The following is a 22827-nucleotide window of genomic DNA, read 5'->3' on the forward strand; positions in this document are numbered from 1 at the left end:
TAACAGTTACAGGGACTATCTATGTCTAGTTACGCCAAATCAATGTAGTACCTACTGGTTCTGTTTGTGGTATGGCTATTTCTTCACCTTTAAACAGAGAAGCGATCGCAGTTCTCAAATAATCCTCTCCCACTGGTAATGGTTCTTGGGGATGATTATCAATTTTACCTTTATAGCGGACTATACCGTTAGTATCTATGAGAAAGGCTGTTGGTGTTTTTGTTGCGCCGAAACTACCGGTCACATCTTGCGTTGAGTCCCACAGGTAGGGGAAATTTAACTGGTGATGTCGGGCAAAAGCTTTCATATTTTCAAAGCTTGACCTAGTGTCGTAGTCAACATTACTACCATTGAGTCCAATTAGTGTGAAGCCTTTGGGGGCAAATTCGGCTTGAATGTTTTTTAGTCTGCCTAAATACCGATCGACATAAGGGCAGTGGTTACACATAGAAATAACGCCGACTGCTCGGAACTTCTCAAGATAACGCCTGAGATGGTGTACTTGACCATCAATTCCTGGCAATTCAAAATCTGGTGCGTAGCTCCCAACGGGAGTATCAATTGTTTCTAGTAGATTCATGATTTCTGGCCCGCAGAACTAGGAACAAGAAAAATATTGTTAAATTCAGCGTCAGTTTCCAGTTGCAAACCACCCCTTAGCCGATGCCTCATATTCGCCAATCTTATAGACCAAATTTGCGATCGTAAATTGTGAAACTACTGAATCTAGCATGGATGCTAATTCACTCACATCTAAAAAATAGCCCAAATATTACTCATATTAGAAACGTTATGATTTTTAATACTGACATAATCTCAGTTGTGAGGAAATTACCTCTATCAATAAAATGAAAACTCTCTATACTGGATAAAATTATCAGCTTGATGCTAGGATTATTCAGCCTAGAAGCTTTTGTGGTATATGTATAGGCTATCACTAGAGCAAAGGATTAATTTTGAAAATCTGATAAATTTTCTGCAAATTCAAAACAATTTTACTTGTGCTTTGCTGCTAAAAAGCTTTTAGCATTCTTTACATCAAATTTCCCATGACAACCTCAAGTTCAAAAACAGCACTTAACTCTACAAAAACCTGGATTTGGCAAGATTTTCCGATCTGTTACCAAACCCAAGGAACTACTGGGCCAGCTGTTGTCCTGGTGCATGGATTTGGTGCTTCTTGGTGGCACTGGCGAAAAAATATTCCGGTATTAGCGGAAAATTGCCGTGTTTATGCGATCGATTTAATTGGTTTTGGCGCTTCCGCAAAACCTGAACCTGGTGAAAAAATTGCCTATACTCTAGAAACCTGGGGACAACAAATAGCAGATTTTTGCCGTGAAGTAGTGGGTGAGCCAGCTTTTTTAGTCGGAAATTCCATTGGCTGTATTGTCGCCATGCAAGCAGCAGTAAGCAACCCAGATATTGCCTTGGGAGTTGCTTTACTCAACTGTTCTTTACGGCTGTTGCACGATCGCAAACGGGAAACTTTACCTTTATCTCGTCGTTACGGAGCGCCTCTACTGCAACGCCTGTTATCCATCAAACCAGTTGGTGATTTCTTTTTCAATCAACTCGCCAAACCGAAAACGGTGCGGAAAATTCTGCTACAAGCTTATGCAAATGCTGAGATGGTGACAGATGAGTTGGTAGATATTTTGATGTCACCAGCAAGCGATGTGGGGGCTGGGGCTGTGTTTCTTGCCTTTACTTCTTATTCTACAGGGCCATTACCTGAAGACCTTTTGCCACTATTACAGTGTCCGGCGATTATTTTGTGGGGAACAGCCGATCCGTGGGAACCAATTAAGTTAGGGAGAGAATTAGCTAACTTTGGGCAAGTAGAAAAGTTTATTCCTTTAGAGGGAGTAGGCCATTGTCCGCAGGATGAAGCGCCGGAGTTAGTCAATCCGATTTTACTCGATTGGATTTTGGAGCGATCGCAGTCATAAACTCGGCTCAATTTTCACGTAATGGATGGTGTTGAATATAATCAAAAAGATTTATTTTTTGTTAATTGAGCCGATACGAAAAATTGGCAATAGGACTATGGTCTTAATTAAATTAAGAGTTTGACTTAGCGATAAAGCCCTCTCTAATAGGAGGGCTTTATTATAGTTCTTGAAGTTTTAGTCCAAAAACTTTTAATACCAATTCAATTAATGATTGCAACACATCCTTGGGTAAAGACGCGATGAATCGCGTCTCTACAAAGAGTCTATTTGTCCCATTCTTTTTTCAAATTGGTATAACTACTTCTTCTTATCTTCATCTAGTGCTTTTTGGATAGCTTGGCGACAAAATTCAGGAGGATCGTCCTTAGCCTTTACCTCTTCCTTCATTTCCTTAGAGACTCTAAAACTCAATTGGTCAGTTAATGGCTTATCTCCCTTTGGTTGCGCTGGTTCAAAATTTTGAGGGTTTCCTTTAGGATTAGGCATTATTGAGAGATGTAAATATAGCTTGAGACAAACGAAACCATTAGAATAGAGTTTTATATCGGTGGCGATACCCAGTCTACAAAACAAGTTCACCACCGATACCACTTTTACAAGAGGTAACTCTATTTTATGTTCACAAGGTCAGAACTCGAAATCAAAACTATTGCTGAATTGAGAGACTTGTGTAGGCGTTACGGATTGAAGCCTACTGGGAACGGAGGGTACAAGACCAGTTGGATTGTTACCTTAATGGCATTCCCACAGATAGGACTCGCGCAACTAAGGCAAGGAAGAGGGTTGAAGTCACCAGGTTTTAGCGTTATTCAATTTCTTGAAGGTGTAGTAGATGAGATGAACTCACCCACAGATGAGCAAGCGGCGCTGATTAAGCTGACAATGGAAGGAAAGGCTATGAGCTACCCTGACAGATACGACCAAGAAAGCTTGCTTAACTTGCACAAGGCTAAGATGTATCTTGAAATTGCGATCGGACTACTAAACCAGTAAATTAGTTTTGAAGATTTGTAGTAACGACTTTAGTACTTAGAAAATAAAGACTAAAGTCCTTACTACAAACTTGCTTACCCGTATTGGACTCAACTGAAAAGTACTATTTTTATTAACTAAGTACAACATTTCTTTAATTTATAGCGAATTAACTTTGGCAAAACTCTGCGTACCTTTGCGTTTAACTCTGTGTTCCTCTGCGTTTAAAAAAGTACTAAGGATGAATTTTTGGCGCTATCTCTTATTTGCTCAATTAGGAATAGTACTCAATGCAATTTAGTAACTCAAAACTAAGTTACTTAAAAAGAAGGCAAGGGCTGCACTACCTAAAGGAACTGTCAAATTGTCAATACCCAAAAATGAAACAGCTTCTAAAGCCGTAGCTATAACTGCCACTATCAGGGATATCGCCCAAGTTTGCCAACTGTTTCCTTGAGTTCCAACTAAAATCAAACTACTGACAACATAGCCAACAAGCATCATAGTTAGGGAACCTTCCCAACTTTTTTCTGTCCCAAAAACTTTATACTTATGTTTACCAAAGCGTTGCCCAATTAAGGCTGCTAATCCATCTCCCCAAGTCATTACTAAAATTCCGAGTGCTGCGTAGTGGGGTTGTTGCAAGTACCAAAACCAAGCAACTAAAATACCGAAACTAACAGAGTAAAAAAATGTCCCTAAGCTTTGCCGTCCAACGCTATTAATACCAGGAAGAATCGGCAATCGGTAGGATAATAAGGTGATTGCACTCGCTAAAATAGAAGCTGTAATCCCTACGCTGGCGGGAATATCTAGCCACCAGGCGATTAAAATCACGTTACCAGTGCCTATATGAACTATCTTCCGCACGATTTCTGGCTTGTCGGCAAAGCGGTTTACCACCCCTGCAATCAGGAGGATGAGTAACACCCAGATTGCAGCGATGCCTTCGGCGGGCAAAGCCAACGCAATTTGCAGCCAGAAAACCGGAATTGAGGTGAAGTCAGAAAATGTAATTAACAAAGATGCGACAAAATGAAAAGTTTTACCCCTGTTACTAATTTATAAGATTTGGGTAGCTGCAATGAAATTATTATTTATTTGGCTGATTCGGGGCTACCGAATGTTTATCTCGCCGTTGTTTCTCCCAACTTGTCGCTTTCAACCAACTTGTTCGATGTATGCTATTGAAGCTATTGAACGATTTGGTGTGTTGCGTGGTAGCTGGATGGCAACTCGGCGGATTTTGCGCTGTCATCCGTTTCATCCGGGTGGTTACGATCCAGTGCCAGAGGTGGTGGAAAAGGTGAAGGAGGAGTAGTTTTGTGCGGTGGGGAATTGAGGTTGGATTTTAAACGCAAAGGGGCGCAAAGGGAAGCGCAGAGGGACGCGGAGAATGAGAAGAGGGGTAAATTATTAAAGGATGTGTTGGTGGGTATAGCTATTTGGGGAGATGTCAACAGATGAGGTTGTCATCTAGCGTGGGAAGGTTAAATAATTTAATTTAGACTTACGATGATTAATTTTACTGCGATTTCTATACCTGAACCACAAATTCCTACTCCTGGGCCGAGTCCGCTACCTAGCCCCAATCCTGAGCCGAATCCGCTACCTAGTCCCGAACCTGTACCGGGGCCAGCGATTCCTCAACCGTTACCGGGGCCTGTACCTGAACCAGTACCTGCTCCCATTCCTCAGACGGTTCCAGGGACAATTCCCCAAACCATACCGGAACCTGTTTAGATTAACTTGGTAATGTAATCCAAAATCTCAAATCTAAAATCCAAAATGCTAAGAGCCGGAATTGTCGGACTTCCCAACGTCGGAAAATCTACTTTATTTAATGCTGTAGTTGCTAATGCCAAAGCTGAAGCAGCTAACTTCCCTTTTTGCACGATTGAACCGAATGTCGGCGTTGTCGCAGTACCGGATGAACGGTTAAATGTTCTTGCTAAGATTGCCAGTTCGGCACAAATTATCCCGGCGCGGGTTGAATTTGTCGATATTGCCGGTTTAGTTAAAGGTGCTAGTCAGGGTGAGGGATTAGGGAATCAATTCCTGTCCCACATCCGGGAAGTTGATGCGATCGTCCATGTGGTACGTTGTTTTGAGAATGACGATATTATCCACGTTGCTGGTTCTGTTGATCCAGCGCGAGATATTGAAATCATTAATATAGAACTGGGTTTATCAGATTTAGCACAAATTGAACGGCGAATTGACCGCACTCGTAAACTAGCTCGTACTAGCAAAGATGCACAGTTTGAAATCACAGTCTTAGAAAAATTAGCTGCGGCTTTAAATGAAGGTAAATCGGTGCGTCAGGTAAGCTTGAATGAAGAAGAAGCAGTAATTATTAAAGGATTGGAACTGCTTACTTATAAGCCAATTATCTATGCTGCCAATGTATCTGAAGATGAGTTGGCTACTGGTAATCATTTTGTCGAAACAGTGCGGCAAATTGCAGCAACAGAAAATGCCCAAGTTGTGATAGTTTCGGCTCAAGTTGAAGCTGAATTAGTGGAATTACTAGAGGAAGATAAAGCTGATTTTCTTGCGTCTTTGGGTGTGGAAGAAGGCGGTTTGAAATCATTGATTCGGGCAACTTACACGCTTTTAGGTTTGCGGACATATTTCACCTCCGGCCCTAAAGAAACCCGCGCTTGGACAATTAATGCGGGAATGTCTGCACCTCAAGCTGCTGGTGTAATCCACAGTGATTTTGAGCGGGGATTTATCCGCGCCGAAACTGTTGCCTATAAAGACTTGGTAACAACAGGTTCGATGAATGCGGCGAAGGAAAAAGGGTTGGTTCGCAGTGAAGGGAAAGAGTATGTTGTGCAGGAAGGAGATGTAATGTTGTTCCGATTTAATGTGTAGGGGTAATTAATGAGTGGCCGTTATCGATAAAATAATGGTCAACTTACACTAAGTTGCGATCGCCATAAATAAATTGACAAATATTGTATAATGTGCATAAAAATATGCAAGGCGATGCCTGCGGCGGGCAAAGCCTACGCAAATAAACCAGCAATCCTGCAAATCTAATAGCTACTTCCACCCACAATATAGCCAAGCTGTGAGTATCGGTAAAATAAGTCTGTTAACGGATGCTCAATCATATCAAATCCAAGCAATTTGCACCCGCTTAATAAAGCAGCGTTTTGTACTCACAGCTAACAGTATACTTACGTAAGCATTTGATTCATGATAGTACTTTCTGCAAAGAAAGCAATAATTCGTTAACAGTATAGGGCTTTGACAAAAACGTATTGACACCAATAGCTACTACTGCACTGAGCTTCTTGTCAGACATAAGTCCACTGCTGGCAATAATTTTGACTTGGGGGTTAATTTTTTGCAAGGTACGTATGGCTGTTAAACCATCCAGTGAGGGCAGCATAATATCCATAAGAACGGCACTAATTTTGTCTCTATTTTGAGCATATAGTGCGATCGCTTCAATGCCATCATTGGCAACTAAGATTTTGTAGTTGTAAGCTTCTAATGATGTTGTCGTAATCTCTTGAATGGCGGCTTCATCATCGACAACCAAAATCAATTCTCCATGTCCTGTCTGTGGTGGCAAATTTTCGGGGTTGCGTGTTTCTATTCCCCCCACTGCTGGCAAGTAAACCTGAAAGCTAGTACCACTTGCCAGTTCACTATACACATTTACAAAACCTCCGTGACTTTTAACGATTCCCAATACCGTGGAAAGTCCTAAACCAGTGCCCTGTCCGACATCTTTTGTAGTAAAGAATGGCTCAAAAATTCTATCTAGCATTTGTTTCGGAATCCCAACTCCAGTATCGGAGACAGTAATCACTATGTAAGGCCCCTCTTTGGCTTCTAGGTTCATGCGGGCATAATTTGCGTCAATCAACATATTTTCGGCAGAGATACTCAAAGTACCACCATTGGACATAGCATCGCGGGCGTTAACGCAGAGGTTCATCAGCACTTGATGCAGTTGAGTACTATCTCCAGAAACCATCCACAAATCTTGCGGTACATTAGTGCTGATTTCTATCGATTTGGGAAAGGTCTCTTTAAGAATCTTGGCAATTTCCACAATTATATGTTTGAGTTGCAAAGTGATGTGCTTCCCTTCTACACCCCGCGCAAAGGAAAGTACCTGTTTGACTAAATCAGCACCGCGTCTAGCGTTAATTTCTAAAATTTCTAGGAGATGACGAGTCCGCTCATCTGCATTAGGAAATTTTAGCGGTAGCAGTTGCGCTCCTGCCAAAATCGGTGTCAGGATGTTGTTGAGGTCGTGAGCAATACCACTAGCTAAAGTGCCAATACTTTCCAGGCGTTGAGCGCGAAATAATTGGGCTTCTAGGTGCTTTTTCTCGGTAATATCTGTGTCAACGGTGAGAATTGATTTGGGTTTTCCTTGTTCATCGCATACCAGAGTCCAACGACTAGCCACAAGGACTTCTTTGTTCATTTTAGTAAGTTTTGTTAATTCGCCCTGCCACTTCCCTTTACTAATAGCTTGCAATAGAGCCGCTTCAATTTCCGGTGAAGGTTCGTCATACAAAAGTTCGCTAGCATTTTTACCCCAAGCCTCTGTAGCTTGCCAACCGTAAAGTGTTTCTGCACCTTTATTCCAGAAGATAATTTGATTGTTTAAATCTCGGACGCAGATAGCATCTGTGGTGACATCTAGTAATGCTGCTTGTTCGCGAATTTTTTCTTGTGCCAATTTGCGGTCGCGTAATGCAGCTTGTCGTTCGCTAATATCTATACTGGCGCATGTCACTCCAACAATTTCTTGGGTTTCATTCCGTAGTGGCTCGACAGTTAAATCGTAATATCGCGTTGTATCTTTGATGGTAATTGATACTTCTTCTCGCGTTCCGATGCCTGTAGTCAACACTCCACGTTTAATTGCGATTAGATGTTGAGCATCTTCTATTGGGACGATATCTAAGTCTTGCTTGCCCAATATTTTCTCAACTGTCAATCCAGATGGCGGATTGTAAACCCAGGTGTACCGCAAATCTCTATCCTGGTTATAGACAAAAATTGGAGAGTTTTTCAGAGCAACCCGAAATCGCTCCTCACTCTGCCGCAGTGCGTTGTCTGCCTGCTGACGTTCGATGGCATAACGCATAGATCGCACCAGCAAGTCGCCAGTTACTTGCCCCTTCACTAAATAATCTTGCGCTCCTTTTTGCATTGCCCTAGTTGCCAGGGTTTCATCATTTATACCCGTCAGCACAATAATTGGAGTTGCTTTTGCCTGATTATGAGCCATGACAAAAGTTTGTAATCCCTGGCTATCTGGCAGCGAGAGGTCTAACAAAATTACATCAAAAATTTCGTTTGTTAAGTAGTTGAGTGCTTCATAAAGCCGTTCAACGGGCATCAACTCAACTATAACTGTGGTAACTTCTTTGAATAACTCTTGTAACAATAAGACATCACCAGGGTTGTCTTCTACTAACAAGACTTTAATAATATTTTTACCTGCCATTTCCACTACTCCGGTGGCAGTTTTACGATCGCAAACCAAAAATTTTCTATTGATTGGACAATTTTAACGAATTGATCGAAATCTACTGGCTTAGTTATATAACAGTTAGCAAAAAGGTTATAGGCTTTGAGGATATCTTCTTCAGCCTGGGAAGTAGTCAAAACTACTACAGGAATTCGTTTGAGGTTTTCATCTCCTTTTATTTCTGCTAATACCTCTCGTCCATCTTTTTTCGGAAGGTTAAAATCGAGCAGTACAATATCTGGATGAGGTAATTTAGCATATTTTCCCTGTTTTCGCAAGAATGCCATTGCCTCTACACCATCCTCGACTACGTTTAAATGAATTGAGATTTTACTATCTTCTAGGGCGATGCGTGTAAGTTGGACATCGCCAGGATTATCCTCTACTAACAAAACCTCAATAGGCATAATCGCTGTTATGGTGTTTACCATTGCTTACCTACTCTATCTGGAATTGTGAAGTAGAAAGTCGAGCCTTGACCCAGTTTCGACTCAACCCAAATCCGGCCACCGTGGCGTTCGATAATTTTCTTACAAATTGCCAGACCAATTCCAGTACCTAGATACTTGTCTCTACCGTGCAAGCGCTGAAAAATTATAAAAATACGTTCACTATATTCGGATTCCAAACCAATTCCATTATCACGCACCCAGAACAACCATTCATCCTCCGAGGGGGTAAAATTTAAATTTTTTCCATCTAATATATTTGTATCTCTCTTACTTACTCCAATGTGAATTAATGGCTGTTGACGATCGCAAAATTTGATCGCGTTGGCAATCAGGTTTTGAAATACTTGTGTTAATTGGGTAGGATCGGCTATTACTTCAGGTAGAATATCATAAGTGACAACTGCTTTACTATCTGCGATCGCCACTTGAAGATTAGCAAGCACCTGTTCTAAGACAACACTACAATCAACTGGCACAAAAGGCTGTCCACGGGTGCTGACGCGGGAATAGTTTAACAAATCGTTGATTAGGGTCTGCATCCGGCTGGCCCCATCTACTGCATAGGTGATAAACTGATCCGCATTGGCATCCAGTTGATTTTTGTATCTCCGCTCCAGCAATTGTAAATAACTAGTTACCATCCGCAATGGCTCTTGCAAATCATGGGAAGCTACGTAGGCAAACTGTTCTAATTCCGCATTAGAACGAGTAAGTTCCTGACTTTGCTGGGTTTCTTTTTCTAATAGTTTTGCCTGAGATAAAGCAATCCCAATTTGGTTCGCTAATTGCTGTAACAAATCCATTTCAAACTGATTCCACTGTCGAGGTGCGCTACACTGATGAGCTAGCAATAAGCCCCAAATATCCTCCCTGACAATAATCGGCACTACAAGGTTAGCCCTGACAGCAAACTGCTGAAGAAATTCTCGATGGCATGGTTGGATATGAGCAGATTCAATGTCTTCAAGGGCGCTTACTCTTCCCTGGCGATATCTTTCTATATAGTCTTCTTTGAAGCAGGGGTCAAAAAGATTTTTTCCTAGAATTACCGGCCAACCAGGCAGCACTGCCTCTTGTACCACTGTTCCCGAACCGTCAGGTTCCAGTCGAAAAATTAATACACGGTCAGCTTGTAGTAGTTTTTGTACCTCTGTGACAGTGGTTTGAAGAATTTCATCTATTTGTAAAGATTCTCGAATTTTCAGGGTGATTTCGGCAAATAGTTGCGATCGCAGATTTTGCCGCTTTAATTCTTCATCTGCCTGCTTGCGATCTGTGATATCAGTATAAGAACCAACCATCCGCACTATATCACCCAATGCGTCCCAAAGTGCCTGTCCTCGATCTAGAATCCATTTATAGCTGCCATCTTGGCACTGGACTCGATATTCACAGACGTAAAACGGTGTTTTCTTGGCAAAGTGGTCTTGGAAAGCCTGAAGTACCCAATCTCGCTCATCGGGATGGATTCGTTTTATCCATTCATCCCAATGGTTGGAAACTTCGTAGTCTTTATAGCCGAGCATTTCCTTCCATCGAGTTGAGAAGAACACTTCATTAGTCTTGAGGTTCCAATCCCAAATACCATCATTATTACCGTGTAATGCTAATTGCCAACGTTCTTCACTTTCTCGTAGTGCTGCTGCTGTTTTCCGTCGTTCAGTAACATCTTGAAAATAAACAGACAAGCCGTCTTTAGCTGGATAGGCATGAACTTTAAGCCACTGCTGCTGTGGTAGATACAACTCCTCAAATTCGACACTAACCTGTTCTAAGATTGCCCTGCGATATTCACAATCAAATGTTGTGCCGATAATTTCTGGAAACACCTCCCAGATATTTTTACCCAAAAGCTGATTGTGAGTTTTTTGCAACAGCCGTTCTGCTTGACCATTAATATAGGTGAATTGCCACTTTTGATCTAGGGCAAAAAAACCATCAGTGATACTTTCGAGAAGATTGGTGATGCGGGTTTTGGCGGCTTCAGATTGGGCGCGGGCTGCTTGCTCGTGTGCCACTAGTTTCTCGGTAACTTTAGATACCTCACTTACATGACGCCTGAGTTCGAGTTGGTCAATTACCAGGCGACTCAAACCCACAAATGCCTCCACTTGTTTTTGGCTTAGTTGTCGTGGAACTTGGTCAATCGCGCACAGAGTTCCCAACATATCTCCCTTCGGAGTAATTAAGGGTACACCTGCATAAAACCGTATATATGGATAGCCAGTTACTACCGGATTACTTGCCAACTTTTCATCAGCTAGGGTATCAGAAACCACAACAACATGACGCTGCTCTTGGCAAAGATAAGATAATCCAACACTCCGGGGCATTTCTGATACATCTAAACCTATTTTTGCCTTAAACCATTGACGGTTTTCATCAATAAAATTTACCAAGGATATGGGAGTGCCACAAATAAAGGCCGCTAACCGAGCAAGATTGTCATAAGCTTCTTCGGGTTCTGTGTCAAGAATTTGATACTGGCGGAGGGCTTCTAACCTCGCTATTTCTGTATCAATATGTCTAAATTTCATTAACTTTTTTTAAAAAAATCTAAATGTTATATCCAGTCAGCAACATGATTATCTCAAGAATAGCTTAAGTTTTTTTAATAATTCTTAATACTTTCCTCACCTTTGGCTGTTCAGGAAAGTTTGTTAAAAGCGATTCTTAAAGGATGTTTGAAAAGTATTTTTCGTAACATCTAAGCCTTAAAAGCCTAACTTTCCCAGCCCCCTTTGCCTACAAGATAATCGGCGTTTCAAAGTCTCGCTCCGTTTCAGGGAGAAATTTGAAGAGGGGTTTTAAGTATACTTTACAACTTTTTCAACAAGCTTTTATCAACCACTGCCTGTCTACGCCACAAATTTATTGCGTAGGCGTAGTCCGTCGTAGACATCGCCCTAATCCTAATGTAGACAAGTTTAGGACTAATTGTATTTACTGTGCATGATTAGATTTAGTTATTAGACATAAGAGATTTAGTGAGTTTACCGGAGTAATTTACCAGTCGCACTAAACCATTCTAGGTCGATGCGATCGTCTTTTACTGTGTCGAAATTCTCAGGAAAACTGGCTTTTACATTAATGCGAAATTTATCTACATCAGCATTAATGCACAGCGGCTAATTGTGAGATATCGCTCTAGTATTTCCAATACATGGCTAAGGGTATCCTCAATTAGCTCAATCAGTCTACTCCGGATGTATAAATAAACTCTACTAGAAAGCAGCAAATGTATCAAATTTGCAGACAAAAGCGAGTAGCCTGAAGTATATTTTTACTCCACTTTTTAAGTTATTAGTCTTTAAGTACGTATTTATACGGCTAAATAATCGCTCAATTTTTGAGTTGTGGTGATTTCGCTGAGGTTGAATTTTTGCTCAAGAATTACACTCTTGTTGCAGTAAATCTGCTTAATCCTATTTTATTATTTGCCGACAGGATAAGAAAGAAAACTTTTTTGACTATCTATATTTACTGAAACACTGTTGAATCCATTCATCAAATCAAATAAATCCAAAGACTAAGTATTAAATAATGGTTAATTTTCGACATTAGCCAATGCTCAATAGTTTGAATAGCCAAAAAAATTATTTTGAAACCATTGAAAAATTCAAATCGAAGAACTATCAATATCTCCCTAATGAGATTCAGAAAACATATCAAAATTCTTGGTATTTGTTTGTTATTTTCAACAATTTTATACAAAATTGTATTTATTAAATTATCTGCGATCGCTCTAAGCATAGACAGGCATAATATTGATTTAATCGCTAATCATAACAAGTCATTAATAAATTCAGATCGAAAAATAAATAACTTGCAAAGCCAAGAACTGTTAAAACAGGCTTTAAGAAAGTCTAACTCTAACTTAGAGAAGCCAAAACAGTTACGCAAATTCATCATTGCTGACGTTATCCCGATTGAAGAATACAAAGAAAAGCCTCCCCAGCTACCTGAAGAAGACCGAGAAAAGCCTCAACCAAATACAATTCAGCCATCAACAAATTCAAATCCGTCAAAACCATACACACCCCAACAACAAATACTAATAGAAAAACTACGCCGAACAAAAAAGCAACCACAAGCAATCCAAAAGACAATAATTATTGATGCTCTAACATTTAGTGCCAACAAGTATCCTTGGATTATTAACCCTACAGATAACCTTACTTTTTCCACTGAATTATTTAAGCCAAATAAAAATGAAAATTATATAGATACAGATATAAGAATAAGATTTTCTGGAGAGAATCAGATTATTGATAAATTTACTTATGCCAAATTTCCCAAGACTGACCAGTTTTACTGGGTTCTCGATGGCAATAGAATAGTAGTTGAAACGAAAGGCTCCCAAGTCGGTATCATCTCTCAAGGAAGACAAACTAATACTTATATCACCCAAAATGTTACCTCACAACAGGCATTTTGGGGATTGCAAACTCTGTTCGCTATACCTACAGATTTTCAGAATTTATTTGGAGACGTTGATACTCAAAATTTTTCCATAACCTCAATAGTTGGACAATTGGTAAATCTTGAAGGGATACCTGCTGGCAGAGTTACCATTAATAGTGGAATTGACTCAAACAATCCTAATGTCACAGTTTTAAGAAATCCTATTCCAGCTATTGGTAGTGGTTCTACTTTGAGTATTAATGGTGGACAAGCTTTATTTCAAGCTTTAGATGCTGCCAATGCCCCCAAAATTTTGCAAGGCTTTCCAACGACGAATATACAGCCTTTACTAGATGATGGAAATGTCAAACTCAAGATAGGCGAAATCATTCCTAATAGTGCCCTAGAAGCCACTGGTATCTCCTGGGGAAATATCTTGACAGGAGAAGGTTTTGGTTTTAATGCTCCTATCTCTTCCTTACCAGGTATTAAGGTTGCTCAACTTGGCAAATTTGATAACTATGATTTATTAAATGTAGCAGTCAATCCTTTTCTTTCTCAATCGGAGAAAGACTTTCATTATTTTAACTCTTTAATGTGGTTATCTTTAGGGAGAAGACAACCTGTATTTCAGACGCTATCTCAAACTCAAGAAAGTTCAGATTGGCATAGGCTATATGTTAGCCGTCCTCATAATCGCAGTTTAATTCAATACGATCCAGTTGCAGTCAAGGCTACTTATTCTAATATTTTTTCTGCTCCAGGATTATCTCTGACAGCTAAATTCAGCGATACTAGTCTTGATGCTATTCAATCAGTAAATTCTACATTAGGTTTGTTATTAGGTGAAGTTTTTGAAGCTATTCAAATTGATAATATTCAACAAGGTCTACAAGAAGCTAGACAAAAATTTAAGGATGGAGAAGGCTTTACTTCTTTAAGTACAACTGCTACATCTGAACAAAGAAGACAAATTAATAACAGGCTGAATCGCACTTTATCTTATGCTAATGCATCTAGTGGACTAGAGCAGGTATCTGGAACTTATACATTTCCTAGTCAAGTCACTCCTCAGAACTCTAGTATTTTACAAATAAGAACGGGAAACCACAAACGAGCAGTTCAATTTCTTGGAAGAGATATTTCTATTTTAAAGGAAGGTAATACATTCTTTTCTGATTTAAGGCTTTCTAATAAAACTTTTGGCCCTCTGACTTACATTGGTATTCCGATTCCTTTAACTGATACTTCTATTGATCCTATTAACCAATCATCTGCTGCCGAAGTAATTTTGACAAGTCCCCAAGGACAACAATTTGTACAAAAATTTAATTCCTCAGATTCGACAATAGTACCAATTCAAGCGCGAGCAGCCGATTTAGCATTCGATTATATGGAACTCACTAGAGTTGACAAAATTGGTGTTACTTTTAATAGCTTTAACGGTTATCTTTCATTGCCGACAGTTGAATTATTAGCAGCAGGTTCTTCTGGAAATTTTAATTATAGTGCTAATGTAGGAACATGGTTTAATATAGATGCTAACTCAGCCCCAGGCGTTTCTAATAATAATTTAGGAATAGAAGAACCAACATTAGGTTTCTATACTAATATACTTCTTAACTATATTAAAACTGATGTGCGGTTAAATTCAGCCAAAAGGCCTGTAGCTATTAACACTCACGTACCATACTTGAGAGTTGATTGGAATAGTGCTTCTAATAAAAATAATCCTTTTTCTACTTATTTAAGTTATTTATATCAGCATCAAGAAAGGAATTTTGGTTTTTCTTTAGCTCCTGGCATTGCTTTTGTTGAGAATAATAGCAATGGTGAATTTCTAGGTCTTTTTAATGGAGAATTTAGTACTAGTCATGGTTTGAACCTCAAGACAAATTTGGAGATGGGTAAAGAGTTTTTCTTTCAATTTCAGGGTTTACACAAAATTAGCAAACATCTTTCTGCTGGCGTTTATTTTAAAAATTATGCTATTAATAATGTAGGTTTGAGCAGCCGAGTTTCTGGCTTCAATTATGGAGTTATTCTAAGACATAATTTTCCAGACAATAGTGTGTTTATAGAAACTCAAATTGGTACAGGCGAGAATGGATTTGACCTACAGCTTCAAGGTGGTTATCGATTTTGATAGCATCGTAAAATATCCCCGACTTATCAAAGAAGTCGGGGATATAAGGTTTTTAATTTGTCAATTATGTTTAATCTAAGCCACCTAAGCCATTATTACCACCAACTGCTCGGATTACAGTTGTTAAATCTTCAACAGAAGTAGTATTTTTTAATAAGTTTGCTGTTGTATCAATAGATGAGTTTGGGTTAGAGAGTATAGTAGTTTGAACTAATCCTGGGCTTATAGTCAGACTAGTTATCGTTTCCTCATTTCCACCTGCGATACCTCCATAAGTAGGAGAAATTGTTACACCTCCGTTAAAGTAAGAGCCAGAAGGTAAAGTTACCTCGCCACTGACACTGAGAAAAGTGCCAGAAGGTCTAATAAGAGTAACAGCACCACTAGCAGTAGCTTGTTGTGCGTTTGCTGGTGCGGCTAAAAAGTTTCCTACACTTATTAAGCCTAATAGACAGATACTTCCTCGAAGACTTATAGGTAATTTTTGGGATAAGCTATTCATGTTTTATGAACTCCTCATGTTCTTCGCCTTAGCTTGTTTCCAGATTTTGCTTGATAGTGCAAAATTAACCTCGACTAGCAAAAGTAGAGGCAGAACCTTTTGTTATTGGGCTTTTATTCTTTCAGTGTATAAAAATATAAAACCTTTGTTGGGAGCGTTTTGTGAAAAATGGACATTTTGAGGCTTCGTATTTTTACGCAAGCTCTCTATTCAATATTTAGTGAGAGTTTCAGGGTTTATATTGATATCAATAAAGCTATGTAAAGGATTGATGAGGAGTTAGATGGCAATTCAATAAAGGACTAAAATCCTAGTTTTCAGTAGGGGCAATTCATGAATTGCCTTTACTGAGTTTAAACGTAAAACCTTTTAAAACCTCGCTTCCAGTCTCTAGCTGGAAATGCTTGTCATTGCGGCTCTACCTCAATACTTGAGGTGGACAAAATATGCCTTTCCAGTCAAGAGACTAGGAACAAGATAATGTCTCAAAGCATTCTTGCTTACCAGCCTTCACGTTTAGTTGACACCAATGACTCTAGCTATGCCTCTCTACGAAAGACCCATATAACAAAATTCCCGACTTTTTGAAAAAGTCGGGAATCTGAGCCACAAAATAAATATAGGGAACAGATATAGCATTGCTATTTCTCCTCCCTATGATCTATTAATTTATTCAACTGTTCTGTCAGTTGTTAAAATTTTTGTAAGTACTTACGAAGCAAAAATTCAATCTACTCTAAACCGCCACCAACACCAGCTGCTCTGACAAGGGTTGCTAAATCTTCAACAGTTGTAGGAGCATTGGCTGCAATAGCTGCTGCAATAGCTGCTGAAATTGTGGTGGGAGGTGTGACTGAAGATGCCGCACTAGTTGGAGTTAATGTGAGACCTGTGACAACTTCTTGGTTTGTACCTGGAGCAGAATTACCATTAACGACAACATCTAGTGCGGTAAAGTCTGTACCCGGAGCTGCAACCAACTCACCACTGACGCTGAGAGAAGCACCTGATGGTCTAACTATTGTAACTGCACCACGAGCAGAAGCTTGTCCTGCATTTGCTGGTGCAGCCAGGATATTACCAACACCAACCAAACCTAACAAGCAGATGCTTCCTTTAACGATCGCAGAAATTTTCATGATTAACAAACTCCCCGTGTTGTTTTTCTTTACGTTATCAATATAACCATTGCCTGCCAGAAATATCTCAGAGATTATACTGAAATTTTTTAAAATTGCAGAGGTCACAAATTAAAAAAACTAATAGATGGAAGTATTGGTGTAGCTCTGAATAAAAGCTTCAAATACCTTATAAAAATAGAGTTGCAGTCAGGCTTATGCATAATAAATGCCTGTATAAAAGTTGTAGTAATGATTACCAAATTTTTGATGTTGGAAAGCCAAATCCATCAAGGATTGGAGGTAAGCCTTTAGACTGCTTACAACACTCCAATACTCTGTAAATACTGCTTAATAATTCGTTAAAACTTGTCAGATATGGCTATGTCATCTCTTTGCTAAATCTTAAGTGCATCTTTATAGGTAATATGCTGTGGGCAACGATTTGAATCCCAGTCCGATCGCAGTTATTGTATGGATGCAATATTTTCAAAGGGCAGATAACTATACGCCAACACCATATTCCATAAAATTGAAAACGGCTATAAAATCTAGTTATAGGTTAGGTGGTTAGGGTGGTTATCTGGAAGATAGCCAAGGCGATGTCTACGACGGGCTATGCCTACGCGCAAAACACCCAAAAATTTCTTAGGAATGTTGGCTTTCGTGCCTACACAAGTTAATTTTTGAGTCTTTGACTACAGTTATTTAAATACCAATAGATTTTTGAAAGTTATGATGTCTGTCCTTTCCCAGTAGCGAGGTAGATCGTAAGCGCAGCAAAAAATTGCCTTAGCGTTACCCTCAAGCCCCATTTAACTTACTATATTTATTGTCCCCCAGTTGAATGGGCTACATCTGACTGCCTTTAGGTCATTATGGCAAAATCTAAAAAAAGCGCTACCCCCATCAATCTCAGCGATCCACAATACTATCTTAACCGAGAGTTAAGCTGGTTAGAATTTAATGCCAGGGTATTACATGAAGCCTGTGACGATCGCACCCCACTTCTGGAACGTCTTAAGTTTTTGGGAATATTTAACTCTAATTTAGATGAGTTTTTTATGGTGCGCGTTGCTGGCTTAAAGCAACAAGTAGAGGCAAAAGTTAGCCTGTTAACTCCTGATGGTCGCACACCACAACAACAGCTAGACGATATTAGGTCTGCCCTCACTCCCCATGTCAACAAACAGCACCAACATTTTGAGGAACTGCTTCGTCCTTTACTAGTAAATCATGGCATTCATATTCTGAATTACATAGATTTAAATCAAAAGCAGCGGACTCATCTCAACAGCTATTTTGAAGAACAAATCTTTCCAGTTTTGACTCCTCTGGCTGTCGATCCTAGTCATCCCTTTCCTTTTATTTCTAATCTCAGTCTGAATCTGGCTGTTGTCGTCAAGAACCCAGACACCGAAGAAGAATTTTTTGCCAGAATCAAAGTCCCTAGTGTTCTCCCACGATTTTTACCGATACCGCCTGAGTTGGGAGATCAGAATAGCGAAAAACCTGCCCATTGGACTGGAGTACCTTTAGAACAGGCGATCGCTCATAACTTGGAATCTCTATTTCCAGGGATGAACATTCAAGAATATCATCCGTTCCGCATTACCCGTGATGCCGATTTAGTCTTAGAAGAAGATGAAGCAGATGATTTGTTGTTAGCGATCGAACAGGAATTGCGAAAACGGCGTTTGGGTGGAAGTCCAGTCCGGCTAGAAATTCAATCCCAGACTCCAGAAATAGTGCGATCGCGATTATTACATGATTTGGAATTAGCAGAAAGTGATGTTTACGAGGTAGATGGTCTTTTGGGACTGCGGGATTTAATGTACTTTATGTCCTTACCATTGCCGGAACTCAAAGATCCACCACGCCAATCTGTTGTACCGTTACGCCTGCAAAGGCTGAGAGAACCGAGTTTAGACCCAGATGCGCTGGAGACGGACGAAGGAAAAGACTTTTTTGCTGTAATTCGGGAAAAGGATTTACTAGTACACCATCCCTATCAATCCTTTTCGGCTACAGTTGTGCGCTTTATTACCTACGCTGCCTACGATCCGAATGTGTTAGCCATCAAGATGACCCTTTACCGGACTTCTGGTGACTCGCCCATCGTCAACGCCTTAATTGCCGCTGCTGAAAATGGCAAGCAGGTATCTGTGCTGGTGGAATTAAAGGCACGATTTGATGAGGAGAATAATATTTACTGGGCAAAACGCCTAGAAAGAGTTGGAGTTCATGTTGTCTATGGTTTAGTCGGGCTAAAAACCCATAGTAAAACCGTCATGGTGGTACGGCGCGAAAAAGACCGCATACGTCGCTACGTGCATATTGGGACTGGTAACTATAACCCTAAAACAGCACGACTCTATACAGATTTAGGATTGTTTAGTTGCCGTGAAGAATTGGGTGCTGACATTACAGATTTATTTAATTTCTTAACTGGGTATTCCCTGCAAAAATCTTATCGAGAGGTTCTGGTTGCGCCTGTGAATATGCGCGATCGCTTTTTGGCATTAATTCACCGCGAAATCGAAAATGTTCAAAATGGATTTTCTGGACGGATTGTCGCCAAAATGAATTCCCTAGTCGATCCAGAAATTATTGCCACTTTATATGAAGCTTCCCGCGCCGGAGTGCAAATCGACTTAATTGTTAGGGGTGTTTGTTGTTTACGCCCAGGAATCAAAGACATTAGTGAAAATATTCGCATCATCAGTATTGTTGGTCGCTTTTTAGAGCACTCTCGGATTTATTATTTTCATAACAATACACAGGAGGAAATCTATATTGGCAGTGCTGACTGGATGCGCCGCAACCTGGATCGCCGAGTCGAAGTAATTACCCCAGTAAAAGATCCAGATATTGCTAAAGATTTGCAAGAAATTATGGGAATTATGCTCGCAGATAATCGCCAAGCTTGGGAATTACAAGCTGATGGTAGTTACATTCAACGGCGTCCTTATGATGATTCTCCAGAAGCTAATTCACAAAAAATTCTCATGAACATGGCATTACGCTCAACTGGTGTAGTCCCAACCTGATTGATAAAAAAATAAGTTACTTATACCTTGACAACTAGCTCAAATTAGTTTTTTTTTGGAAAAATTGAATTTTTTGAGCAGTTGTCTAAGTTGTTTACATAGTTTCACACAAGTTATTCAACCATAGGATAGAGTCAGTGCTGGCACTTGTTCTCATAAACTGGAGGGGTTACTCTGAATAAATTTGTCTTTCCCGTCAATGTTAATGTTATCCTGCGAGCTCTCTACCTTGCGTGTTTTAGTAGTTGATGACCACGAACTGACTCGTTTAACGTTACAATTGGTTTTTTCTTGCCAGGAAAATATTCAAGTAGTAGGTTTAGCCAGTAATGGTGAAGAAGCTATAGAAATGGTTAAACGTTGCCATCCTGACGTAATTGTTCTAGATTTACAGATGCCAGTCATGGATGGCTGGAGTGCGTCCAGTCACATTAAAGCTATATCTCCGAATACCCAGATACTTGCTTACTCCTCAGTGGAAGACGTAAATTTTCATGGGCAAAAGGCAATGTCTAGCTTTGATAACGTTTGCAAGAAAGATGTACCTACAAGCGAACTTATTGCCTTGGTTAGGCAGCTAGGTCAGCGTGCAGGAGATGGTTCAGTGGCAGGATAAATAATCCAGTGATTATTGCTTCGCCAACTCAAGCTTAGTTTAATTTTGGGGATTTGAAGACATGATACTACTGAAGAACGTCGGTCTAGCCGGAAGTTGAGGTTAAACCGACGTAAATTTTAATAATTTTTACTCTGCCGGAATGGTGCGTGTAAATTCATCAATTAATTCATCCAGTTCTTCCAAAGCCTGATTTACATCTATTCTCAAAGTTCCCAGGTTTGGTTGCTCCAGTAAGCTTAATAGGTAATCGCGTTTATTTTGAACTGCGACAATTCGTTCTTTTATAGTCTGTATATCCATTATTTTTTTCCTATCTTTAACTACCTTTAAATTTAAAGTTAACGCAAAATCTAATATTCTGGGACACTATACACCCTTAGTAGTCAACTTAGTGCCACTTGCCTTCCCTGCGTGATGCTGTGCGAATATGGACTAAGGATAAATTGAGTGTTTGAAAACCACAAAGACAAAGGTGGATAAAGTCTCGTTTAAACGAAGCCAGTGTTTTGAGCGACAATGCCTGACTTATTCGCTCTTGGTGTGTTCCCTTCCCACTCTTGAGCAACTGGCGTGCGGTTTCTAACCATCTTAATATGGCAATTTAAGGTTAGTTGAACACTAGCACCTGGTGACAATGTTCTTTCCTAATTTGTTGCTCATAGCCGATGATAATAAAACTAAGGTATTCAGACTTTATCCTAATTTAAGCTCATGCTACGCCAAATCTCTTTGGGAACACTCGGTCTAACTATCGGCGGCATATTAACCATCATTGGCTTTGTCGCCTATGCTGATAATAATGCCACACTCAATCTTGTCGGATTTTTTTACGGGATTCCTCTACTATTGGGAGGACTGGCACTAAAAGCGAATGAACTTAAGCCAGTACCATTTACCCAAACTACGTCACCATCAGCATTGAGACTGCGCCAGCAGCAAGCAACTGATACGCAAAATAAAATTCGCAAAGACATCACCCGATATTGCTACGGTCAAGATGCTCATCTAGATACAACACTTTCTTTTCTGGGTTTGAGTCCCACTGACCAGGAGCGGCCAACAGTGACAGGGATACGAGAAACGGAAGTTAATGGGAGCTATGCCCTAATTTTAGAATTTGATTCACCGCTAATACCGATTGATGTGTGGCAAAAAAAGCATGAAAAAATGACCAATTATTTTGGCCCTGGTTTGGAAATTCAAATAACGCAGCCATCTGAAAATACAATTGAGCTAGCGCTAATCAATACTCAAAAAGAATCACTAGTCAGTAGTCAATAGTCAAGAGCAAAAATTATCGTTACCCAAATTTCATACCTTTATGACTTGTTGTTACCCATATTTTTGCAACAGTCAAAATAATTAATAGTTCATAATTATAATTAGTGGTAGAGTCTGTAGGCTCCATGCTCTTATTTACCACCAAATTTTTGATGAGCAGTATGGATTGGTGTACAGTGTCTTGAACTATGAATTATGAATTATGAATTAGTAATTATTCTTTTTGGAGAATTCCTTTAACCAAGATTTAACTCCCCAACTTTTTCAAAAAGTCGGGGAGGTAGTCAGAAATTTTTTATTAAGATATTTTTTGGGATTCTCTTAAACATTTACATTTACCAAAAAGTTACTTTTCTAAACGAACTGCGTACCACTGTAAATATTTTCCAGGGCCAATGTCTAATTCGCAACTAGTGTCAATTAAATATTGGGCTTGAGTTTCCACAGTATTAAACTTTTGCAAGTCAGGCGGTAAATCTTGAATTATGAGTTGTTGAAGAGTTATTTTGAGCTTTTCTAATAGCTCTGATGATGTCATAAATTGTTCGGGTTGATTTGTTTCTAGAACAACAAAATTATCCTGCTGGTACATTAATGAGTCTGGCATTTTAAAGATTTAGCGAATGTCAATAGGTTTGAATGGTTTTTGGAAGAACTTTTGCTTGTTTGTGTAGTAAACTTTAATTTTGGACGGTTTGTGGCTAGAACGAAAGGGTTATGAAGTCACTTGAAAATAAAGTTTTGCACTAAGTTTTCTCTCAATCTTATGTAATTATACTAAACCTCAGCAAACCTTGTCGGATAGACTAAATAAAT

19 protein-coding genes and 1 pseudogene are annotated in these 22827 nt (G+C 39.6%); 9 read left to right on the forward strand and 11 right to left on the reverse strand.

The window, feature by feature from the left end; translation table 11 throughout:
• Positions 1–25 precede the first annotated feature (25 nt).
• Entirely contained in the window at positions 26–580 is a 555-nt protein-coding gene (locus RM049_RS29735) for a thioredoxin family protein (protein ID WP_322706722.1), read from the reverse strand.
• 469 nt (positions 581–1049) lie between these two features.
• Between RM049_RS29735 and RM049_RS29740 the strand changes: the two genes are divergently transcribed.
• On the forward strand, positions 1050–1952 hold the full coding sequence (locus RM049_RS29740) for an alpha/beta fold hydrolase (protein WP_322706723.1): 903 nt from the start codon (positions 1050–1052) through the stop codon (positions 1950–1952).
• 300 nt (positions 1953–2252) lie between these two features.
• Here the strand turns inward: RM049_RS29740 and RM049_RS29745 are convergent, their stop codons facing one another.
• Positions 2253–2441, reverse strand: coding sequence for a hypothetical protein (locus RM049_RS29745; RefSeq protein WP_322660809.1), 189 nt, complete (start codon positions 2439–2441; stop codon positions 2253–2255).
• Positions 2442–2570: 129 nt separating this feature from the next.
• Between RM049_RS29745 and RM049_RS29750 the strand changes: the two genes are divergently transcribed.
• Positions 2571–2948 (forward strand): hypothetical protein, encoded by a 378-nt coding sequence (locus RM049_RS29750; RefSeq protein ID WP_322687684.1) that lies wholly within the window; start codon positions 2571–2573, stop codon positions 2946–2948.
• A gap of 276 nt (positions 2949–3224) precedes the next feature.
• Here the strand turns inward: RM049_RS29750 and RM049_RS29755 are convergent, their stop codons facing one another.
• Positions 3225–3950, reverse strand: coding sequence for an SEC59/DGK1/VTE5 family protein (locus tag RM049_RS29755; RefSeq protein ID WP_322706725.1), 726 nt, complete (start codon positions 3948–3950; stop codon positions 3225–3227).
• A gap of 61 nt (positions 3951–4011) precedes the next feature.
• Between RM049_RS29755 and yidD the strand changes: the two genes are divergently transcribed.
• The 3 genes from yidD to ychF all read left to right on the forward strand — a co-directional run bounded on the left by yidD (position 4012) and on the right by ychF (position 5807).
• A complete protein-coding gene (yidD, locus tag RM049_RS29760; protein ID WP_012412579.1) occupies positions 4012–4248 on the forward strand; it encodes a membrane protein insertion efficiency factor YidD in 237 nt (78 codons plus the stop codon).
• 194 nt (positions 4249–4442) lie between these two features.
• A complete protein-coding gene (locus RM049_RS29765; RefSeq protein ID WP_322669727.1) occupies positions 4443–4670 on the forward strand; it encodes a hypothetical protein in 228 nt (75 codons plus the stop codon).
• A 45-nt stretch (positions 4671–4715) separates the two neighbouring features.
• On the forward strand, positions 4716–5807 hold the full coding sequence (ychF, locus tag RM049_RS29770; RefSeq protein WP_322706726.1) for a redox-regulated ATPase YchF: 1092 nt from the start codon (positions 4716–4718) through the stop codon (positions 5805–5807).
• A gap of 325 nt (positions 5808–6132) precedes the next feature.
• Here the strand turns inward: ychF and RM049_RS29775 are convergent, their stop codons facing one another.
• From RM049_RS29775 to RM049_RS29785, 3 genes are read right to left on the reverse strand one after another with little or no spacing between them, the layout of a single operon-like run.
• On the reverse strand, positions 6133–8415 hold the full coding sequence (locus RM049_RS29775; protein ID WP_322706739.1) for a response regulator: 2283 nt from the start codon (positions 8413–8415) through the stop codon (positions 6133–6135).
• 5 nt (positions 8416–8420) lie between these two features.
• A complete protein-coding gene (locus RM049_RS29780; protein ID WP_292814634.1) occupies positions 8421–8870 on the reverse strand; it encodes a response regulator in 450 nt (149 codons plus the stop codon).
• A complete protein-coding gene (locus tag RM049_RS29785) occupies positions 8864–11428 on the reverse strand; it encodes a GAF domain-containing protein (protein ID WP_322706727.1) in 2565 nt (854 codons plus the stop codon). Before RM049_RS29785 ends, RM049_RS29780 begins: the two co-directional genes overlap by 7 nt.
• Positions 11429–12540: 1112 nt before the next feature.
• Between RM049_RS29785 and RM049_RS29790 the strand changes: the two genes are divergently transcribed.
• Positions 12541–15441, forward strand: coding sequence for a hypothetical protein (locus RM049_RS29790; RefSeq protein WP_322706728.1), 2901 nt, complete (start codon positions 12541–12543; stop codon positions 15439–15441).
• Positions 15442–15511: 70 nt separating this feature from the next.
• Here RM049_RS29790 and RM049_RS29795 read toward each other — a convergent pair whose 3' ends face one another.
• Together RM049_RS29795 and RM049_RS29800 are read right to left on the reverse strand one after the other, a co-directional pair.
• Positions 15512–15943, reverse strand: a complete 432-nt coding sequence (locus RM049_RS29795; protein ID WP_322706729.1) for a hypothetical protein — start codon at positions 15941–15943, stop codon at positions 15512–15514.
• 731 nt (positions 15944–16674) lie between these two features.
• Entirely contained in the window at positions 16675–17082 is a 408-nt protein-coding gene (locus tag RM049_RS29800) for a hypothetical protein (RefSeq protein WP_322669732.1), read from the reverse strand.
• An 857-nt stretch (positions 17083–17939) separates the two neighbouring features.
• Between RM049_RS29800 and ppk1 the strand changes: the two are divergent.
• Positions 17940–20149 (forward strand): annotated as a pseudogene (ppk1, locus tag RM049_RS29805) (polyphosphate kinase 1).
• Between the two features lie 161 nt (positions 20150–20310).
• On the forward strand, positions 20311–20727 hold the full coding sequence (locus tag RM049_RS29810; RefSeq protein ID WP_322669733.1) for a response regulator transcription factor: 417 nt from the start codon (positions 20311–20313) through the stop codon (positions 20725–20727).
• 129 nt (positions 20728–20856) lie between these two features.
• Here the strand turns inward: RM049_RS29810 and RM049_RS29815 are convergent, their stop codons facing one another.
• Complete coding sequence (locus RM049_RS29815) at positions 20857–21030, reverse strand: hypothetical protein (RefSeq protein ID WP_322669734.1); 174 nt, start codon at positions 21028–21030, stop codon at positions 20857–20859.
• Positions 21031–21218: 188 nt separating this feature from the next.
• Positions 21219–21365, reverse strand: a complete 147-nt coding sequence (locus RM049_RS29820) for a hypothetical protein (RefSeq protein ID WP_322706730.1) — start codon at positions 21363–21365, stop codon at positions 21219–21221.
• A gap of 76 nt (positions 21366–21441) precedes the next feature.
• Here RM049_RS29820 and RM049_RS29825 point away from each other — a divergent pair, with 76 nt between their 5' ends.
• Positions 21442–22011: a DUF2854 domain-containing protein gene (locus tag RM049_RS29825; protein ID WP_322669735.1), complete on the forward strand. Its 570-nt coding sequence runs from the start codon at positions 21442–21444 to the stop codon at positions 22009–22011.
• A 346-nt stretch (positions 22012–22357) separates the two neighbouring features.
• Here RM049_RS29825 and RM049_RS29830 read toward each other — a convergent pair whose 3' ends face one another.
• Positions 22358–22618 (reverse strand): chlororespiratory reduction protein 7, encoded by a 261-nt coding sequence (locus RM049_RS29830; protein ID WP_322669736.1) that lies wholly within the window; start codon positions 22616–22618, stop codon positions 22358–22360.
• Between the last annotated feature and the right edge of the window lie 209 nt (positions 22619–22827).

It is taken from the genome of Nostoc sp. DedQUE04, from assembly GCF_034530995.1.
Taxonomy (GTDB): Bacteria; Cyanobacteriota; Cyanobacteriia; order Cyanobacteriales; family Nostocaceae; genus Nostoc.

Coding starts and splice junctions, on each gene's coding strand:
- RM049_RS29740 (WP_322706723.1), top strand. CDS start 1,050: ATGACAACCTCAAGTTCAAAAACAGCACTTAACTCTACAAAAACCTGG.
- RM049_RS29795 (WP_322706729.1), bottom strand. CDS start 15,943: ATGAATAGCTTATCCCAAAAATTACCTATAAGTCTTCGAGGAAGTATC.
- RM049_RS29745 (WP_322660809.1), bottom strand. CDS start 2,441: ATGCCTAATCCTAAAGGAAACCCTCAAAATTTTGAACCAGCGCAACCA.
- ychF (WP_322706726.1), top strand. CDS start 4,716: ATGCTAAGAGCCGGAATTGTCGGACTTCCCAACGTCGGAAAATCTACT.
- RM049_RS29750 (WP_322687684.1), top strand. CDS start 2,571: ATGTTCACAAGGTCAGAACTCGAAATCAAAACTATTGCTGAATTGAGA.
- RM049_RS29830 (WP_322669736.1), bottom strand. CDS start 22,618: ATGCCAGACTCATTAATGTACCAGCAGGATAATTTTGTTGTTCTAGAA.
- RM049_RS29735 (WP_322706722.1), bottom strand. CDS start 580: ATGAATCTACTAGAAACAATTGATACTCCCGTTGGGAGCTACGCACCA.
- RM049_RS29800 (WP_322669732.1), bottom strand. CDS start 17,082: ATGAAAATTTCTGCGATCGTTAAAGGAAGCATCTGCTTGTTAGGTTTG.
- RM049_RS29765 (WP_322669727.1), top strand. CDS start 4,443: ATGATTAATTTTACTGCGATTTCTATACCTGAACCACAAATTCCTACT.
- RM049_RS29790 (WP_322706728.1), top strand. CDS start 12,541: ATGAGATTCAGAAAACATATCAAAATTCTTGGTATTTGTTTGTTATTT.
- RM049_RS29775 (WP_322706739.1), bottom strand. CDS start 8,415: ATGGCAGGTAAAAATATTATTAAAGTCTTGTTAGTAGAAGACAACCCT.
- RM049_RS29815 (WP_322669734.1), bottom strand. CDS start 21,030: ATGGATATACAGACTATAAAAGAACGAATTGTCGCAGTTCAAAATAAA.
- RM049_RS29825 (WP_322669735.1), top strand. CDS start 21,442: ATGCTACGCCAAATCTCTTTGGGAACACTCGGTCTAACTATCGGCGGC.
- RM049_RS29810 (WP_322669733.1), top strand. CDS start 20,311: ATGTTAATGTTATCCTGCGAGCTCTCTACCTTGCGTGTTTTAGTAGTT.
- yidD (WP_012412579.1), top strand. CDS start 4,012: ATGAAATTATTATTTATTTGGCTGATTCGGGGCTACCGAATGTTTATC.
- RM049_RS29785 (WP_322706727.1), bottom strand. CDS start 11,428: ATGAAATTTAGACATATTGATACAGAAATAGCGAGGTTAGAAGCCCTC.
- RM049_RS29780 (WP_292814634.1), bottom strand. CDS start 8,870: ATGGTAAACACCATAACAGCGATTATGCCTATTGAGGTTTTGTTAGTA.